We start from the raw sequence: 17,604 nt of genomic DNA, 5'->3' as shown, positions 1-17,604 counted from the left end.
TCCCCATTTAATTGTCAATTATGAAGCTAAGCTCTCGTCCTTATTTTCAGTTGTACGATCGCCACCAATATTTTCAGGTAGGACTAAATTTAGTACAACTCCGATTAAAGCTGATAAAGCCATTCCTTCTAATGCGAATTGTTTACCAATGTGTATTGCTGCTCCACCAATTCCTAGTACTAGAATGACTGAAGCGATAACTAAGTTACGTTGTTTAGCAAAATCAGTCTTGTTTTCTACTAGTACTCGTAATCCGCTTGAAGCGATGATTCCGAATAGTAGGATTGAGATACCACCCATTACAGGTGTCGGGATTGAGCTAATCACCGCTGAGATTTTTCCGATGAATCCAAATGACATAGCCAAGATTGCAGCACCTATGAATACATATACGCTGTAAGCTCTAGTGATTGCTAGAACACCGATGTTTTCCCCGTATGTTGTTGTTGTAGGTCCTCCAATTAAGCCTGCTATCATCGTTGAAACTGCATCTCCGAATAATGACTTATCTAGTCCAGGATCTTTAATTAAATCTTTCTCTACGACACTTCCTAGTACAACTTGGTGTCCAATATGTTCTGATATTGTCACGATTGCTACAGGTACGAAGATGATTAGTAACTGGAATGTGACATGTGGTGTGTAGTGAACAAATGGTACTGAGAAATCAGGTACTGCAATCCATTTTGCTTCTGCTATTTTTGTGAAGTCTACTACACCAAAGAAGATTGATGTAATATATCCACCGATGATTCCTACTAAGATTGGTATGACTGATAAGAAACCTCTTGTAAATAATGCTGTTATGATTGTAATTGCTAATGTAATGAGTGCGATTGTGATTGATGTTGTGCTGTATTTATGGTTAGCCCCATTCATTGCCATTCCAACCGCTACTGTTGATAAGCTTAATCCGATTACGATAATTACCGGTCCAACTACGATTGGTGGTAATACTCTGAATAACCATTTCACGCCTACTTTGTTAATAATTAGTGCGATTACTGCGTAAATAATACCTGTGATGAAAACTCCTACGAACGCTGCACCAGGTTCTAAATTTGTTTTCGCGTAGATCATCGGAGCGATGAAGGCGAATGATGACCCAAGGTAAGATGGTACTTTACCTCTTGTAATTAGAATGAACACCATTGTTCCAATCCCACTTGAAATTAGTGCGATTGAAGGATTTATGCCGATTAAGATCGGAGCTAGCACTGTCGATCCAAACATTGCGAATAAGTGTTGTAAACTTAGGAAAATCCATTGACCTATATTCGGTTTTTCATTTATCTCTAGGACAGGTTTTTGTTTTATCATGTTGTTTCCTCCAATTTTCCCAATAAAAAAACTCTTTGTGATTATACACAAAGAGTCCAAGTACGTCGCTTCAAATAAGACAGCAACTAACTAGACCCTTTGTTAGCCTCTCTGGACCAAATTTAAAAGGGACTTCTATTTTTCAAATATACTTACTTTATCGTGGTCATCTGTTTCCTTTAATGCTACGACTACTTTTTCATTACTCGAAGTTGGAATATTTTTTCCAACATAGTCTGCTCTTACTGGAAGCTCACGATGCCCTCGATCTACTAAAACTGCTAATTGTATTTGTGCCGGTCTACCTAGATCCATAACAGCGTCCATTGCGGCACGAACTGTTCTACCTGTGTAAAGCACATCATCAACTAAAATTACTTTTTTGTTTGTTAGATCAACAGGAACATTTGAACCCTTCACTAATGGTTCTTTGTTTTCTGTCTTTGTCGATAAATCATCTCGATAAAGAGTAATATCTAAATCGCCCATGATTACATCTTTACCTTCAATCTGTTTTATTCTTTCTGCAATACGCTTTGCCAGATAAACACCTCTGGTTTTAATGCCAACCAAAACAACATTTTCAATACCTTTGTTATTTTCTAGCATTTCATGTGCAATTCTTGTTAAACCTCGTCTGATCGCTAGTTCGTCTAAGATGATTGCTTTTTCAGTCATTTACCTTACCTCCTACTTTTATAGTGTAGAAGCAAAAAACCCTCTTGCCCGATGGACAAGAGGGTAGCGCAAAAGGATACAATTATCCTTTTTCATTTTTCCGCTTCCTTCTCAACCTCACGGGGTTGTGTTAAAGGTTCATTCAACTGTCTTCATTATGACCTATGTTACAATCATTGTCAACAGTTATCTGCGTAATTGTTCAATAATATTTTCTAGTACTTTTGGAATAGGTGATGAAAACTCTAAATACTCATTTGTTCTTGGATGATTAAATCCTAAAACAGCTGCATGTAGAGCTTGACCATCTATATCTATTGTTTTACGTGGTCCGTACTTAGGATCACCAGCTAACGGGTATCCTATGTATTTCATATGAACACGAATTTGGTGAGTACGGCCTGTTTCAAGCTGACATTCAACTAAAGTAAACTCATCAAATCGCTCTAACACTCTAAAATGAGTCACTGCTTCTTTACTATTATCTTCGGTAACCGTCATACTTTGACGATCACTTTTATCTCGTCCGATTGGCGCATCGATTGTACCTTCCTCATGAGGAATTACACCATGTACAATCGCAATATACTTACGAACAGAGGTTTTTTGACGTAATTGCTCTGCAAGCTTCTCATGAGCTACATCATTTTTTGCAACCATTAATAAACCTGAAGTATCCTTATCGATTCGATGTACAATACCAGGTCTTAATACACCATTTATGCCAGATAAATCTTTACAATGATACATTAAAGCGTTCACTAAAGTACCCGTTTCATGACCTAATGCAGGGTGAACTACCATTCCACGTGGTTTATTTACAACAATAACATCCGCATCCTCATAATAAACATCTAATGGAATATTCTCAAGCTTAACTTCTAATGGCTTTGGATCAGGTACTGAAACTGATATTTCATCGCCCTGTTTTACTTTATAATTACGTTTAATTTTTTCACCGTTCACTAACACAAAATCTTCTTTTAACCATGTTTGTACTTGAGACCTTGACCACTCATCATTTTGAGTTGCAATAAACGTATCGATTCTTTCTAAATGTTGATCCTCTTGAACTGTAAAAGCAAAAACTGTCATTTCTTAACTCCTCTTTTATCTTCCAATAAAGTAATAATAAATAATAAAATAACACCCACACAAAGTGCTGAGTCTGCGATATTAAATACAGGGAAATCATAATTAAAAATATAAACATGAATAAAATCAACTACTTCTTTACGGAAGAATCGATCAATAAAATTACCAATCGCACCACCTAAAACTAATCCTAAAGATAAACCAAGGAAACGATCTCCTTTTGCGTGCTTTTGGATAAAGTAAATCACTGCTACTACAAAGACTAAAGTAATTAAATAGAAGAAGCCCATTTTTCCTTGGAGCATTCCCCAAGCCGCTCCTTGATTGCGATGTGATGTTATGTAAAAAATATTTTTTATAATCTCAATATTTTCTCCTAAATACATCTTCTTTAAAACGGCAAGTTTTGTCAGTTGATCAATTAAAATGACAATTACCGCAATAATATATGCCATATTTATCCCCTACCTTATTAGATATCTCATCAAATTTTAGCATAGGGGAAAGGTTTATACAATGAATAGTATTAGTAATGATTTCTTACAAAACTAAAATCCTCTAACGTTCGACCTGTTGGAAGCACTTTTAATTTTTCAATTGGAATGGCTTGCCCAGTCACTTCACAATAACCAAATAATCCATGGTCAATTTTTTGCAAGGCAATCTCAATATCATATAAATCATTTTGCATGTCTTCAACGAGGATATGGTGTTTATTTGTCTCCTCGAAAATCGAATGATGCTGCTCAATATCAGTAGAACTTATTGGTTCAGAAAATAAACGATGTAGCAATTCATTTTTAATTAGTTCAAGCTCTTGTTTAATATAGAAAATTTCATTGCTCCTCATCTTCTTCACTCCCAATTTTTTTATGTAAAAATACTTTTCCCTCAAACTGGAGTCGGTAATAGGTGAAACTTTTTCCTTTAAAGGAAATGGCTAAAGATATTTCCATTTATAATTGTGATATAAAGTAATAATTGTTCTTTAATATAGATTTTTTTTAAAAACAGAAAAAGAAAACCCACTTAGGCTCATTGTCCTTTTGCGAGTTTTCCTTATATCATTCAAAAATTTCAATTATTGATTGAGCAGTATTATTAGTCAGTGAATTGTTCCGTCCAATAAGTTCCTACTTTACCTACTCCAAGTTGTTTAAAGTTAGCGCTCATGATGTTCGCTCTATGGCCTGGTGAATTCATCCAATCAGTCATTACTTCATTTGCAGTTGTTTGACCATGTGCGATGTTTTCACCTTTATAACCACCATTAAAGCTTAATGTTGAATGATACATATTGTTAGCATTACTCATTGTTTGTGACCATGCTTGAGCTGTTCCATTTAAATAGCTAGATAGTGTTAATGGCTTTAATCCACCTTTACCACGCTCGATATTTACTAAGTCTAAAATTTGTTGTTGAATCGAGGAATTTGAACTAGCTGGTGTAGTCGGATTTGATGGCGTTGTTGTTGGATTAGATGGCGTTGTTGGATTTGTTGGCGGTACATATTTTACGTATTTTTTAAGAATATATCTTGTTTTACCTTTATAGCTGATCTTTACAAACGTACTATTGTAACCTGAGTAGTTAATTTTTTGGTTTTTAGCAAGATATCCAACTGTTTTAGAAGTACTCCAAGGCCTTTCTTTTACTGACAATTTAGTAGCAGTTACTGCACCTGAAGTCGCTCCAACATATGTTGTGCCTAATCCTATAAACATTGGCATTGCGATTGCAAACCCTAAAACTGTTTGAGTTACTTTTTTGATTTTTTTATTCAAATTGTTTTCCCCCAATCGTTTTTGTTAGTTGTTATCGCTTACAAAAAATATAATACACCAACACATACATACATACAATTCAAAAATAAGAAAAGGAAGATTTTACTAATTATCATCCTTTTTCATCTTCGAATTCTTTTCTATATTCTTCTTTAAGAATTTCTCTTACATCATCTCTTTTAATAAACTCTTTCACAAATTCCCTAATTCCTTGTTTTCTCATTTCCTCAAGCATTTCATTCCTAATTCCATCTATATGAACAGACTGATCAATTTCTTTTTTTAGGATTCCTTTAATATCTGGTTCTTTTATTCCTAAAAGGTAATATGAGCGCTTGATACTTTGTTGTATACTTGAACGACTTTTCTGTTCTAGGTCAGCTATTTCTTGGTAACTGTATCCTTTTTCCCTTAAATCTACTCTCTTCTTCATTAAGTCAGTTAATTTATTCCAATTTGGATTATTTTCATAATTCATTATGTATTAACCTCTTATATCTTATTTTTAGTACTGTATACATAACATACACCAATACATACTTTTTTACAATTTTTGCAAAATATTAATACAAATCTAAATTTAAAAAAGAGTCGAAAGTTTAATCTTTCGACTCTTTTCTTAAGTGCGTTTAAACCCTTAATGATTACATATCTTTTACAACACTAGCACAACGTAAGCAAAGGGTTGGGTGTGCTTCATCTTTTCCAACTTCTTCTGTAACTACCCAGCATCGTTCACAAGTTTCACCTGTGGCAGGAGTTACTTCGATACTTAACGTATCAAATTTTTGCGCTGTTTCAGGAGCTTGCTCATCGCTATTTGCAATTTCTACTTGAGAAACAATTAATAATTGTTTGAAGTCTTCATTTATAGAATTTAATAGTTCAGCTACTTCTGCATTAGGATAGATTTTAACTGCCGCAGTTAGAGATTTACCGATTACTTTTTCATTACGAGCAACTTCAAGTGCTTTTAATACGTTATCACGTAAATCCATGAATTTTTCCCACTTAGCTTCTAAGCTTTGAGTATCGCCGAAATCTTTAACGTCTGGCATTTCAGTTAAGAAAATACTATCTACAGTAGTTCCTGCCATATGTGACCAAACTTCTTCAGCTGTATGAGGTAAAATTGGAGCAACTAAACGAGTTAGTGCTTGTAATGACTCATGTAATACTGTTTGAATTGCTAAACGATCTTTATTCGTTTTTGGCTCGATATATAAAACATCTTTTGATAAATCAAAATAGAAAGAACTTAATTCTGTTGTACAGAAGTTTTGAATTGTGTGGTAAACATTAGCAAATTCATATTTTTCGTATGATTCACGAACAGTTTTAACCACGTTGTTCAATTTAACTAGCATGTATTGATCTAATTCGCGTAGCTCTTCATATTTTAAAGCATCTTGTTCTGCGTTAAATCCATCTAAGTTTCCTAGTAAGAAACGGAACGTATTACGGATTTTACGGTATACTTCAGCAACTTGTTTCATTAATGCGTCAGAAATACGAACATCTGATTGATAATCTACAGAAGCTACCCATAGACGTAAAATATCTGAACCATATTGATTCATAATTTTTGATGGTAGAACGATGTTTCCGATTGATTTACTCATCTTGCGACCTTCTCCATCTAAAACGAAGCCATGGCTTACTACAGCTTTATAAGGTGCTTGACCTGTTACAGCAACGCTTGTACTTAATGAAGAGTTAAACCAACCACGGTATTGGTCAGAACCTTCTAAATAAATATCAGCAGGGAAAGATAATTCCTCACGAGTGTTTAAAACCGCTTGATGTGATGAACCACTATCAAACCAAACATCCATGATATCTTTCTCTTTAGTGAAGTTACCATTTGGTGAACCAGGATGTGTAAATCCTTCTGGTAATAATTCTTTCGCTTCTTTTTCAAACCAAATATTTGAACCATGCTCTTTAAATAAGTTCGAAACATGTTCAATCGTTTCTTCAGTAATAATTGCCTCTCCGTCTTCAGCATAAAATACTGGGATTGGAACTCCCCATACACGTTGACGTGAAATACACCAATCTCCACGATCACGAACCATGTTGAATAGACGAGTTTCTCCCCATGCTGGGAACCACGTAGTATCTTGAACAGCTTGCATTAATTGTTCACGAATTGCTTCAATTGATGCAAACCATTGTGCTGTTGCACGGAAGATAATTGGCTTTTTCGTTCTCCAGTCATGTGGATAAGAGTGTGTGATAAATTGTAATTTTAATAAAGCACCTTTTTCTTCTAATGCTTTTGTAATTTCTTTATTAGCTTCATCATAGAATAAACCTTCAAATCCAGGAGCTTCTTTTGTTAGAACACCTTTTTCATCTACTGGACAAAGCACTTCTAATCCATATTGTTGACCTACACGGAAGTCGTCTTCACCATGACCTGGTGCAGTATGAACACAACCTGTACCAGCGTCAGTTGTTACATGATCACCTAAAATAACAACTGATTGGCGATCATACAATGGATGCTTACAAACGATTCCTTCAAGTTCAGAACCATTAAAAGTCTTTTCAACTACTGCATCTTCCCAACCTAGTTCTTTTGCTACAGATTCTCTTAACTCACTAGCAACTACGAACTTGTCACCATTTACAGATACTACATCATAGCTTAAGTCAGGATGTAAACATACAGCTAAGTTAGCTGGGATTGTCCATGGTGTTGTTGTCCAAATAATGAATTTCTCTCCACCGTTTAGAACATTTTTCCCATTTTCAACTGCAAATGCAACATAGATTGATGCTGAACGCTTATCTTGGTATTCGATTTCCGCTTCTGCTAGTGCAGATTCACTTGATGGAGACCAATATACTGGTTTTAGACCTTTATAAATTAATCCCTTAGTAGCCATTTTACCGAATACTTTAATTTGTTCAGCTTCATATTCTTTTTCAAGAGTAATATATGGTCGGTCCCAATCACCTAAAATTCCTAAACGTTTAAATTGTTCTTTTTGACGCTCTACTTGCTCGTAAGCATATTCTTCACATAATTTACGGAATTCTGCTACTGACATTTCTTTACGATTTACTTTTTTATTTGCTAATGCTTGTTCAATCGGTAAACCGTGAGTATCCCAACCTGGAACGTAAGGAGAACGGTATCCATTCATATTATAAAAACGTACAATGAAATCCTTTAATACTTTATTAAGTGCATGTCCCATATGAAGGTCACCATTAGCATAAGGTGGTCCATCATGTAATATGAATGACGGTTTTCCTTCGTTATGTTTTTGAACAGTTGCATAAATATCTTTTTTGTTCCACTCTTCTTGAATTTGTGGCTCACGTTGAGGTAAATTTCCTCTCATAGGAAATTCAGTTTTTGGCATAAGTAACGTATCTTTGTACTCCATTTGCTTTCCTCCATTTTTAAACTTAATTGTTCTAAAGCTAGCCGTTTTAGGCAAGTCAACTACTCTATACCAGCTTACTTTACATTTTTAAATTCCACATTAACGCATTGTATCCATCTTACAAGCCTTTTATTAGTGGAGTTGTCTATTATGTATAATAAATCGTATAAGACGCAAAAAACCTTTCTCGTCCCAAAAAGGGACGAGAAAGGTTCCCGTGGTACCACCCTAATTGACAATAAATTTCATTAACTTATTGTCCACTTAGCATTCGTAACGTGAATGAAACGTCTTTTCTTACTTATTTTCAGAAAAGCACTCTAGGGTGATTTTCCTTCTATTTTCTATATCAAGCTTACACTATCCTTGACTCGCTAACTAGATTTATAGAAGTACTCTTCCCTGTCACCGATTTACTATTAATATCTATTGAACTACTCACCACTTAACACCCTTACAGGTTGTTTGAAGTAGGAGATTCTTGGGAACAAAGCATACTTAGTAGTGATTCTTTACCAGCAGAGGTTACTTTTATTTACCAAGCTAACCCCGTAGTTCCTACGGTTTGGTTCCACCTAACGCTAGGTGAAACGTACTCAGCCTGTTTTTTACTGAGGGGTATTACAGTTGTTCTATTTGCGACTCTTGAAGGGTATAGGCGAATGACAACCACCAGACGAGTTCTATTTACGCAACAAGCACTACACTTGAATTCATTCTTTTTCTACGGTATTTACATTATCTATTGTACAGAATAGTAGCAAAAAAAGAAAGCATTTTGGCTAACGCCAACCGTCATTCATCTCCCACCTATTACTGGTGTTATCACACCTTCACGTAACCTTAGGAAGGTGTCTTCTGTCGGATAATGATAAATTATATGTAAAACTTTACAAATCGTCAAGGCTTATACGACTAGTTTGCGATTTCTTCTGTTTCTTTATCGTCTAAAATATGATCCCAATCTTCATGACCTAACATCTCTAATTGAGTTTCAATTGCCATTCTTAAACGAGTTCTGAAAACTTTCGATTGCTTCTTAAGCTCTTCAAATTCCATTGTAACTTTTCTTGATTTAATTAAAGCTTCATTGATAATACGATCAGCATTTTTCTCCGCTTCTTTAATAATCAATTTAGCTTCTTTTTGGGCACTACCTTTTACATCTTCAGCAGCTTCTTGCGCAATTAAAATTGACTTATTTAAAGTTTCTTCTATAGTAGAAAAATGCTTTAATCTTTCTTTCATATCAAGAATTTGTTCTTCTAATTGTTTCTTCTCACGAATAACTAATTCATAATCTTTTATGACTTGATCTAAAAACTCGTTAACATCATCTTCGTCATAGCCACGAAAACTTTTACCAAATTCTTTATTATGAATATCAAGTGGTGTTAAAGGCAATTAAGCCACCTCCATGTATGTATGTTCTTTATTAATAGGTTATAATAAATTTTCGACAGTTTCTACGTTTTTCCTTCTACAATTTCTGACTATTTTTTAACACCGTAGTTTATCCGCCATTTTTCTTTTTTTGATAAGCCATCAATTGACATCAACATTCCTCTACCAAAACCTTTGACAGAGAATAAATCTCCTTCTTCACATAAAAACGAAGTAGAATCAATAACTCGCTGATTTACCTTAACGTGTTCGGCTTTAATTAAGCTTTGTGCTTTTTGTCTCGATATATTATAGAATTCGCTCAATAGGACATCTAATCTTAGTGATGATACAGTCCCATTATTAGTTTGCCAAACATCATCTGATTCAATCAATTCTTTAAATGTAATTCTCTTTAATTTAATTGGCGATTTTCCTACAGTATTTAAGTTACTTTCTACAAAACTTGCTATTTCATCAGCAACAATTACTTGGATTATATCATTTTTAAGTAGAATATCACCAAATTTTCCCCTTGTGATTCCTAAAGACATTAATGTTCCCAATACTTGCCGATGAGATAAAGTGTGAAATTTAGTTGCATAAACTAAGTCAAATGCAACCAAAGAATAGTCTTCTTCAACTGGTGTATAAAAACTCGGATAAATAATTGCACGCTTTCGTTCACAATCCTCACGACCACCAAAAAAAGCGACAAAACACTCCCCTTGATTACCGATAATTGATTGCATAATCATTTGTTCTCTTAAATCAAGAAAATCTGTCAACTTAATAGAATAGCGTTCAATTGCTTCTTCCTTCCAACTGAGAACTTTGTCTACGAAAACATGCTCTTCTTTTCGAAAATGATCATAAATACTCATCGATGCAATCCTCTTTTTCATTAAACTATCAATATTAATTAAAAAAGAGAACCTGTTAGATTCTCTCTTTAAAAATAATGAGAAATACTTGCTATCCCATATCCAGCAAATTCTAAAGCAAATAATGCAATAATTGGTGAAAAATCAAACATACCGATTGACGGAACAATTCGACGGAACGGCTCTAAATATGGTTCTGATAACCTACCAATTAAACGACCGAAGCCTGACTGTCTTATTTGAGGGAACCAAGATAAAATGATATGAATTACGATGACGTATCTATAGTATTGGATTAATTTGTATAAAATAAAAAAAAGTATATCCATTTAATTACCACCTTTTAATGGAATTGTCTTCCTCAAATAACATATCTGTAATCGTTCCAGAAATATCAATATTATCAGGTGTACAAATAAACGTATTTGTACCAATTTTTTTTATATCTCCACTTATTGCATATACTGTACCACTTAAGAAATCAACAAAGCGTTTAGCTTGATCGATTTGCATTTGCTGTAAATTGATCACAACTGCTTTTTTTGATTTTAAATGGTCTGCAACATCTTGTGCTTCTGCATATTCACGCGGCTGCGCTAATACAACTTTTGACGACAAAGAAGCTCCTCCTGGTATACTTACTAATTTTTGCTTTGATGCATTTCGCTCATGGTTAATTTCTTCATTTACATGTTTAGAAAATTGTTTTTGTTGATGCTGTTGTTGATATTGTTTTTGTTGCTGCTGTTGTTGCTGTTTTTGCTCTTCGTATTCATAATCATCTTCATACTCATCTTCCATTGCAAAAAAGTTTCTTACTTTTCCAATAATACTCATTTTCTCTACCTTCCCTTTCCTACTAAATCAGTACCTATTCTTATGAATGTAGCACCTTCTTCTATTGCTATCTCAAAATCATTAGACATACCCATTGATAATTCAGAACATGAAATATTTGCAATCTGTAGATTTTTTACTTTTTCTTGTAATTCCTTTAATCCTTTGAAACTATTTCGAATGATTGTTACATCCTCTGTAAATGGTGCCATTGTCATTAACCCAACAACTTGTACCTTATCAAATTCTGAAAGCTGTCTAGCAAATTCAATTACATCATTTGGATGTATGCCATGCTTTGAGTCTTCTCCAGATACATTGACCTGTATGAAACATTTTAATGGTTCTGCTGCTCTTTTTTGGATCTCTTCTGCTAAGGATAGTCGATCTAAAGAATGTAGGTAGTCTATTCTATGTATGACGTCTTTTACTTTTCTAGTTTGAAGTGAACCAATAAAATGCCAAACAACATCACTTTTAATGTGTTCTTGTTTTTCCTTTAGACCTTCAAAACGGTTTTCGCCTAATTGAAGTATACCTTCAGCTAAAACTTCTTTAGCCACTTCAGTAGATACTTGTTTTGTAACAGCAATTAGAGTGACATCATCATTTCGATTTGCTCTTACTTTAGCTGCATTAATTTGTTCACTGATACGTTCATAATTTTGTTTGACTGTCATGATGCTATTTCCTCCAACCAATATAACTCATCATTCTTCCTGTTTTTCCACCATCTCTACGGTGAGAAAAAAATATGCTCGGGTTACAACTTGTACAATAATTTGTCATTATGATATTTTCTTCACTAATGCCCGATCTAATGAGTAATTGTTTGTTTGCTTCTTTTAAATTCAATTTGAATTTCCCGTTTTGTAAAGTGGTTAAAATATTATTAGGAATCTTGTGCTCAAAAGCATCGATTAGCTTATTCATCACAAAATCATCCACTTCATAACAACAATCACCAATTGATGGCCCGATTGCAACTTGGATATCTTTAAGTTGTAAGTTTTCATCTTTAATTAATTTTTCGATTAAACGTCCGCCAATGTTTTGAACAGTACCTTTCCAACCTGCATGAGCTAAACCAATAAATTTACTTGTTGGTTCAAGGAAATACAATGGAACACAATCTGCATAACAAGAAGTTAATAAAATATTTTCCTCATTCGTATAAAAACCATCTGTTGTCTCGATGCTAGTTTCATAATCAGTAACACCTTTGCCACAATCTTTTTTAGTTACTTTCATGACATTATTCCCATGAACTTGTTCAGAACAAACCCATTTCGATTTTGAAAACTCTAATTTACTCGCAAGGAGTTCTCTATTTTCTACCACAATATCCTTCGAGTCATTTACATGTAATCCAAGATTAAAAGAAGTGAAACAACCTTGGCTAACTCCATCATTTTTTGTTGTAAATCCTGCAACTAAATGTTTGAATGAGTCTTCCCAAGGTTGAATCATAAAAGTACTTTCAGTCGATTGAATGAAGCTCTCTTTCATATTTATAAGACCTCACAGAAACTAATTTAGTAAATATATGTAAACCAGTTGATGGTTTCCTATATTTTACCATAGATTTCACATTTTTGATTATTTTTGACAAAACACACTTATTTTTTTCACTTTCGAAAATAAAAATAGCTGCAAGGAATCGTATTCGACGTGGTAGCCAATTTTAACAATCAAGTAAAAGTGCAATTACGCCTCTTTCATCGCTTGAAACTCGTCAATCAACGAGTTTTTTTATGTGTATTTAACTGGACTTGCTTGGTTCTCATCCAAATCCACAGATGAACGATATTTTACCAAAATAACATCTTCACCTATTTTCACAATATCATTCCAATAAATTGTCATTTCCTCTTCTTTACTAAAAAAATTTAAACCCTTCCCTGGCTTTGTTAAAATAATCGAAGTGATTTTTCCATTTGATTGATCAATATCTAAATCAACAATATTGCCTAATTTTTTTCCATCGGCAACATTTACAACATCTTTAACTTGAAAATCTGAAATTCTGGCCATTTAACTTCACCATCCTTTTTATAAAATATATGAAGTAAGGGCCAAACATCATGATAAAATTCAAATAAAAATGTGTTAGACAAGGTTGTTCGATGCTCATCCATTGTCTAACACATTAATATCGTATTTTCATTCTTCCAGTTTAACTATTTAATAGTTATTGGATTATTTAGTTTATATTTGTTTTTTTATTTCATTCATTATAATAAGCATCTCATTATACAGGAATTGAAGCTTGATTGAAGTCAGGCTTCATTTACGGTATCTAGCCCCTCGAGGTCATTAGTCAAAGCCCGATGAAAGTACAAAGCAACTTTCCTCAGTCTTTGCCTTATGCTTGTCGGAGCTAACCAGTCGCCTCCGCTTTTCTCGTGATGTCTAGCTCCGGCTCCTAGCTCCTCGAGGTCATTAGTCAAAGCCCGATGAAAGTACAAAGCAACTTTCCTCAGTCTTTGCCTTATGCTTGTCGGAGCTAACCAGTCGCCTCCGCTTTTCTCGTGATGTCTAGCTCCGGCTCCTAGCTCCTCGAGGTCATTAGTCAAAGCCCGATGAAAGTACAAAGCAACTTTCCTCAGTCTTTGCCTTATGCTTGTCGGAGCTAACCAGTCGCCTCCGCTTTTCTCTAGCCCTGTATATTTTTGTTCATTTGTTTTATTGCTGATTTTTCTAGTCTGGATACTTGTGCTTGGGAAATTCCGATTTCTTCGGCAACTTCCATTTGTGTTTTTCCTTGGAAGAATCTTTTGCTTATGATCATTTTTTCTCGATCGTTTAGTCGTTTCATTCCTTCACGTAGTGCTAGTTCTTCAACCCATTGCTCGTCCTTATTTTTATCATCACTTAGCTGATCCATTACAAAGATTGGATCTCCGCCATCGTTATATATCGGTTCAAATAACGAAACTGGGTCTTGAATTGCATCTAATGCAAAGACGATTTCTTCGTGTGTTACGCCAAGTACTTCTGCGATTTGAACAGGAGTTGGTTCTTTTGAATTCTCTGCTAATAATCGCTCTCTTACTTGTAATGCTTTATAAGCGATGTCTCTTAATGATCTAGACACTCTTATTGGGTTATTATCCCTTAAATATCTTCTTATTTCACCAATAATCATAGGTACAGCATACGTCGAAAATTTTACATTTTGGCTTAAATCAAAATTATCAATAGACTTCATAAGGCCTATGCAGCCTACTTGAAATAAGTCATCCACAAATTCTCCGCGATTATTGAAACGCTGAATAACACTTAGGACAAGTCGCAAATTGCCGTTTACGATTGTTTCTCTTGCGCTTCGATCACCGCTTTGCATTGCATGAAATAACTTACGCATCTCATCATTCTTTAAAACTGGAAGCTTTGATGTATCTACACCGCATATTTCTACTTTGTTTCGTGTCATGATGTTCCCTCCTACTTGGAGTTGCTGTACTATAGGTAAGTATCTCCTTCGGTGGAAAATTTATGCACAAAATAAAATATACAAATATAATAAATTCAGGACTAAAACAGCATAGCAAATAGAGAAAAAACTAGGATTTTCTAAGGGGAATTAATGAAATTTAGCAGGTATGACTTATGAAAATATTTTTTAAAACTATTTGGATATCCTTCTTACATAGAAAAAACCGATTAGTATTTGAAAAAATCAAATCTAATCGGTTCTTATATTTTAAACCATTTTATTAAATTCTTTTCGAAGCCTTTTAATAATACGTTTTTCTAATCGGGATATATATGATTGCGATATTCCAAGCATATCAGCTACATCTTTTTGGGTTTTTTCTTCAGTTCCATCTAGTCCAAATCGTAGTTCCATTATTTGTTTTTCACGATCATTCAGTTGATCTAATGCCTTTGTTAATAATGATTTATCGACATTGGCTTCTAAGTCCTTCGTTATGATATCGTCTTCTGTACCTAATACATCAGAAAGTAATAATTCATTTCCATCCCAATCAATATTTAATGGTTCATCAAATGAGACTTCAGAACGGTTTTTATTATTTCTACGTAAATGCATCAGAATTTCATTTTCGATACATCTTGAAGCATAAGTAGCCAATTTAATTTTCTTTTCAGGATTAAAGGTATTAACGGCTTTAATCAATCCGATTGTACCAATGCTAATCAGATCTTCAATATTAATGCCCGTATTTTCAAACTTTCTAGCAATATATACTACTAATCGTAGATTTCTCTCAATTAATAGTGATCTAGCACCTAAATCTCCATTCGGTAGTTTCTGTAAAAGCTTTTCTTCTTCTTCCCTTGTCAAAGGAGGTGGTAATGCTTCACTTCCCCCAATGTAATATACTTCGTCGGCTTTCAAACCAAGCTTTACTAATAGCTTATACAAACCTAACTTTAGTTTTAAGAACAATCGATTCATTTTCTACCTCCTATGCAATTTCATTAATTGTTCCCTGCATCATTTTTGGATGAAGGATACATTCATATAAATTGTCTGAAGACAAAGTAACATGACTCAATCCAACCAAAACCGAACTCGATGAATACCATTTCCCATTAATTTTCAATTTAACAACAGTAGGTTTTATTGCGACGAGGAATTGATTACTTTGACCAATACTTTTATAAGGTATATAAGTTCCTTGAAAAAAACTTAAGACATCGAGTGCTTCTGTATTATGTAATGTATTTTCAGAGTCTCTAACTAACTTAACTAGTTCGATAGGTAAACCATAATCACTAGTGGAACAATCTAAAATAATAACTGGTTTCCTAGAAAGTGGTTCATGTAGAGAGTTACCACTATCCATTAACCCTCTAATTTTAATCGAAGTGTTCCGCCACACAATTTCCATTTCATACATTTCATTCAATTTCCATTTGGTAAACGAGATCTGATTGATCGATTTTCTAGCGTAAAATATGACGATTGGTAGCATTCCAATTACAAAGTACCAGCTTACAGGATCACCATAAAAGGATGATTTGGTTAAATTTGATTCATTAGTAGCAAATAAATAATGTAAGCCTAATAATGCGCCACCTAAAATGAATGTTGAAAAATAGAAGATACTTAATAGCTGTAAAAAAGTGATAATCCGTTGCCTTCCAAATGCAAAAAATACGATAAAAAACGATAATAATATTTTCATAAAAGGTGAGCCAAAAACATATGCATAAGGAGTAAACGTCATTAGAACAACGATTGAACCTAATAATGCCCCTAATAATGACCGCAAAATAGATACATTTCTTTTTAGAATTAAGCCTGTCAACTGAATGATCAAGAAGTCCATTAACAAGTTTAATAACCAAACAAGATCGCCATATATCACCAATTTTGTTCGCCATCCTCTATAGAATATTCATTTATATGTAAGTATAGGATGAGCACGGTAAGAAGTCTGTCAAAAAAAGGAAGCTTTATTGAAGAGTTTTTCGACAATACATTTTCGAAATATGAATTGGACAGGTCAATATTATACGGAAATCTTTCACTTTATTTCTATTAAACTGCCCAATAAGGAGTGAGGATTTGGATAGCTGGATATTTCATTCAGCCATTTTTGATTTTGACGGAACAAAACCATCAATAAGACAACGCTCTGCCTAGAAAGGTCACGCTAAATTTGCTTACGATTTAGTTCAATTCGTAAAACCAAAAAAAATTGTAGAATCAGGTACCCACTTTGGCTTTTCTTTTTTCTGTTTTTGTCAAAGTGTGAAAGATCAAAATCTGTCATGTGATTGTTTTGCAGTTGATACTTGGCAAGGTGATCTGCACAGTGGATTGTATTGTATAGTAATGAAGTTTTTGATACGGTACATGAAGTTGTTCAAAAACATTACCAAAGAGAAGCTAAAGTGTTACGTAAGTCTTTTGATGAAGCAATTGAGAATTTCGAAGATAATACGATCGACATACTTCATATTGACGGGTTTCATACTTTTGAAGCTGTGCTACATGATTACACTACTTGGCTTCCAAAAGTATCTCAAGTAGGTATTGTTTTAATCCATGATACCGAAGTACGAATACAAGATTTTAGGGTTTATAAATTTTGGGAAGGCATAAAACAACAACTCCCATCTGTTGAATTTACACACTCACATGGTTTAGGTGTTTTATTTCCTAAAGGCTGTAACGAAAAGTTCAAGAGTGTCATTAGTGATCTAACTAATTTACAAAATCACTACTCGAAAGAATGAAAAAA

The 17,604-nt window shown here is 34.0% G+C and carries 18 protein-coding genes, 1 pseudogene and 1 other annotated feature; of the genes and pseudogenes, 1 reads left to right on the top strand and 18 read right to left on the bottom strand.

The window, feature by feature from the left end:
* Nucleotides 1-18 precede the first annotated feature (18 nt).
* The 18 genes from V5E38_RS04975 to spoIIGA form a co-directional block, all read right to left on the bottom strand.
* Complete coding sequence (locus V5E38_RS04975; RefSeq protein WP_499213512.1) at nt 19-1,317, bottom strand: permease family protein; 1,299 nt, start codon at nt 1,315-1,317, stop codon at nt 19-21.
* Between the two features lie 138 nt (nt 1,318-1,455).
* The gene (pyrR, locus tag V5E38_RS04970) at nt 1,456-1,998 is read right to left on the bottom strand and encodes a bifunctional pyr operon transcriptional regulator/uracil phosphoribosyltransferase PyrR (RefSeq protein ID WP_056471028.1); all 543 of its coding nucleotides are present in this window, start codon (nt 1,996-1,998) and stop codon (nt 1,456-1,458) included.
* Nucleotides 1,999-2,184: 186 nt separating this feature from the next.
* Nucleotides 2,185-3,093 carry an RluA family pseudouridine synthase gene (locus tag V5E38_RS04965; RefSeq protein WP_499212415.1) on the bottom strand — a complete coding sequence of 303 codons (909 nt, stop codon included), beginning with the start codon at nt 3,091-3,093 and terminating at the stop codon, nt 2,185-2,187.
* Nucleotides 3,090-3,548 carry a signal peptidase II gene (gene lspA / locus V5E38_RS04960; RefSeq protein ID WP_069035614.1) on the bottom strand — a complete coding sequence of 153 codons (459 nt, stop codon included), beginning with the start codon at nt 3,546-3,548 and terminating at the stop codon, nt 3,090-3,092. The genes V5E38_RS04965 and lspA overlap by 4 nt, the downstream gene beginning before the upstream one ends.
* A gap of 71 nt (nt 3,549-3,619) precedes the next feature.
* The gene (locus V5E38_RS04955) at nt 3,620-3,943 is read right to left on the bottom strand and encodes a TraR/DksA family transcriptional regulator (RefSeq protein WP_097975574.1); all 324 of its coding nucleotides are present in this window, start codon (nt 3,941-3,943) and stop codon (nt 3,620-3,622) included.
* 251 nt (nt 3,944-4,194) lie between these two features.
* Nucleotides 4,195-4,878, bottom strand: coding sequence for a CAP domain-containing protein (locus V5E38_RS04950; protein ID WP_499212414.1), 684 nt, complete (start codon nt 4,876-4,878; stop codon nt 4,195-4,197).
* A gap of 112 nt (nt 4,879-4,990) precedes the next feature.
* Nucleotides 4,991-5,356, bottom strand: a complete 366-nt coding sequence (locus V5E38_RS04945; RefSeq protein WP_499212413.1) for a hypothetical protein — start codon at nt 5,354-5,356, stop codon at nt 4,991-4,993.
* A 166-nt stretch (nt 5,357-5,522) separates the two neighbouring features.
* Nucleotides 5,523-8,279 (bottom strand): isoleucine--tRNA ligase, encoded by a 2,757-nt coding sequence (gene ileS, locus V5E38_RS04940; RefSeq protein WP_499212412.1) that lies wholly within the window; start codon nt 8,277-8,279, stop codon nt 5,523-5,525.
* 195 nt (nt 8,280-8,474) lie between these two features.
* Nucleotides 8,475-8,697, bottom strand: a binding site (T-box leader).
* A gap of 497 nt (nt 8,698-9,194) precedes the next feature.
* A complete protein-coding gene (locus V5E38_RS04935) occupies nt 9,195-9,683 on the bottom strand; it encodes a DivIVA domain-containing protein (RefSeq protein WP_069035609.1) in 489 nt (162 codons plus the stop codon).
* Nucleotides 9,684-9,772: 89 nt separating this feature from the next.
* Nucleotides 9,773-10,546 (bottom strand): YlmH family RNA-binding protein, encoded by a 774-nt coding sequence (locus V5E38_RS04930; RefSeq protein ID WP_499212411.1) that lies wholly within the window; start codon nt 10,544-10,546, stop codon nt 9,773-9,775.
* Between the two features lie 68 nt (nt 10,547-10,614).
* Entirely contained in the window at nt 10,615-10,875 is a 261-nt protein-coding gene (locus V5E38_RS04925) for a YggT family protein (protein ID WP_499212410.1), read from the bottom strand.
* 4 nt (nt 10,876-10,879) lie between these two features.
* Nucleotides 10,880-11,383, bottom strand: a complete 504-nt coding sequence (locus V5E38_RS04920; RefSeq protein WP_499212409.1) for a cell division protein SepF — start codon at nt 11,381-11,383, stop codon at nt 10,880-10,882.
* 5 nt (nt 11,384-11,388) lie between these two features.
* The gene (locus tag V5E38_RS04915; protein ID WP_499212408.1) at nt 11,389-12,063 is read right to left on the bottom strand and encodes a YggS family pyridoxal phosphate enzyme; all 675 of its coding nucleotides are present in this window, start codon (nt 12,061-12,063) and stop codon (nt 11,389-11,391) included.
* Between the two features lie 4 nt (nt 12,064-12,067).
* On the bottom strand, nt 12,068-12,892 hold the full coding sequence (gene pgeF, locus V5E38_RS04910; RefSeq protein WP_499212407.1) for a purine nucleoside phosphorylase YfiH/LACC1 family protein: 825 nt from the start codon (nt 12,890-12,892) through the stop codon (nt 12,068-12,070).
* A 243-nt stretch (nt 12,893-13,135) separates the two neighbouring features.
* Complete coding sequence (locus tag V5E38_RS04905; protein WP_069035603.1) at nt 13,136-13,417, bottom strand: YlmC/YmxH family sporulation protein; 282 nt, start codon at nt 13,415-13,417, stop codon at nt 13,136-13,138.
* Between the two features lie 622 nt (nt 13,418-14,039).
* A complete protein-coding gene (gene sigG, locus V5E38_RS04900; protein ID WP_056471070.1) occupies nt 14,040-14,819 on the bottom strand; it encodes an RNA polymerase sporulation sigma factor SigG in 780 nt (259 codons plus the stop codon).
* Between the two features lie 270 nt (nt 14,820-15,089).
* Entirely contained in the window at nt 15,090-15,809 is a 720-nt protein-coding gene (gene sigE, locus V5E38_RS04895; RefSeq protein WP_069035602.1) for an RNA polymerase sporulation sigma factor SigE, read from the bottom strand.
* 10 nt (nt 15,810-15,819) lie between these two features.
* Nucleotides 15,820-16,725 carry a sigma-E processing peptidase SpoIIGA gene (gene spoIIGA / locus V5E38_RS04890; protein ID WP_248269387.1) on the bottom strand — a complete coding sequence of 302 codons (906 nt, stop codon included), beginning with the start codon at nt 16,723-16,725 and terminating at the stop codon, nt 15,820-15,822.
* Between the two features lie 200 nt (nt 16,726-16,925).
* On the opposite strand from spoIIGA, the pseudogene V5E38_RS04885 reads away from it, so the two are divergent.
* Nucleotides 16,926-17,599 (top strand): annotated as a pseudogene (locus tag V5E38_RS04885) (class I SAM-dependent methyltransferase).
* Nucleotides 17,600-17,604 lie beyond the last annotated feature (5 nt).

This window comes from Rossellomorea sp. GAMAL-10_SWC, from assembly GCF_049568075.1.
GTDB lineage: Bacteria > Bacillota > Bacilli > Bacillales > Bacillaceae_G > Gottfriedia.
This window is presented reverse-complemented; position numbering and strand designations above follow the sequence as displayed.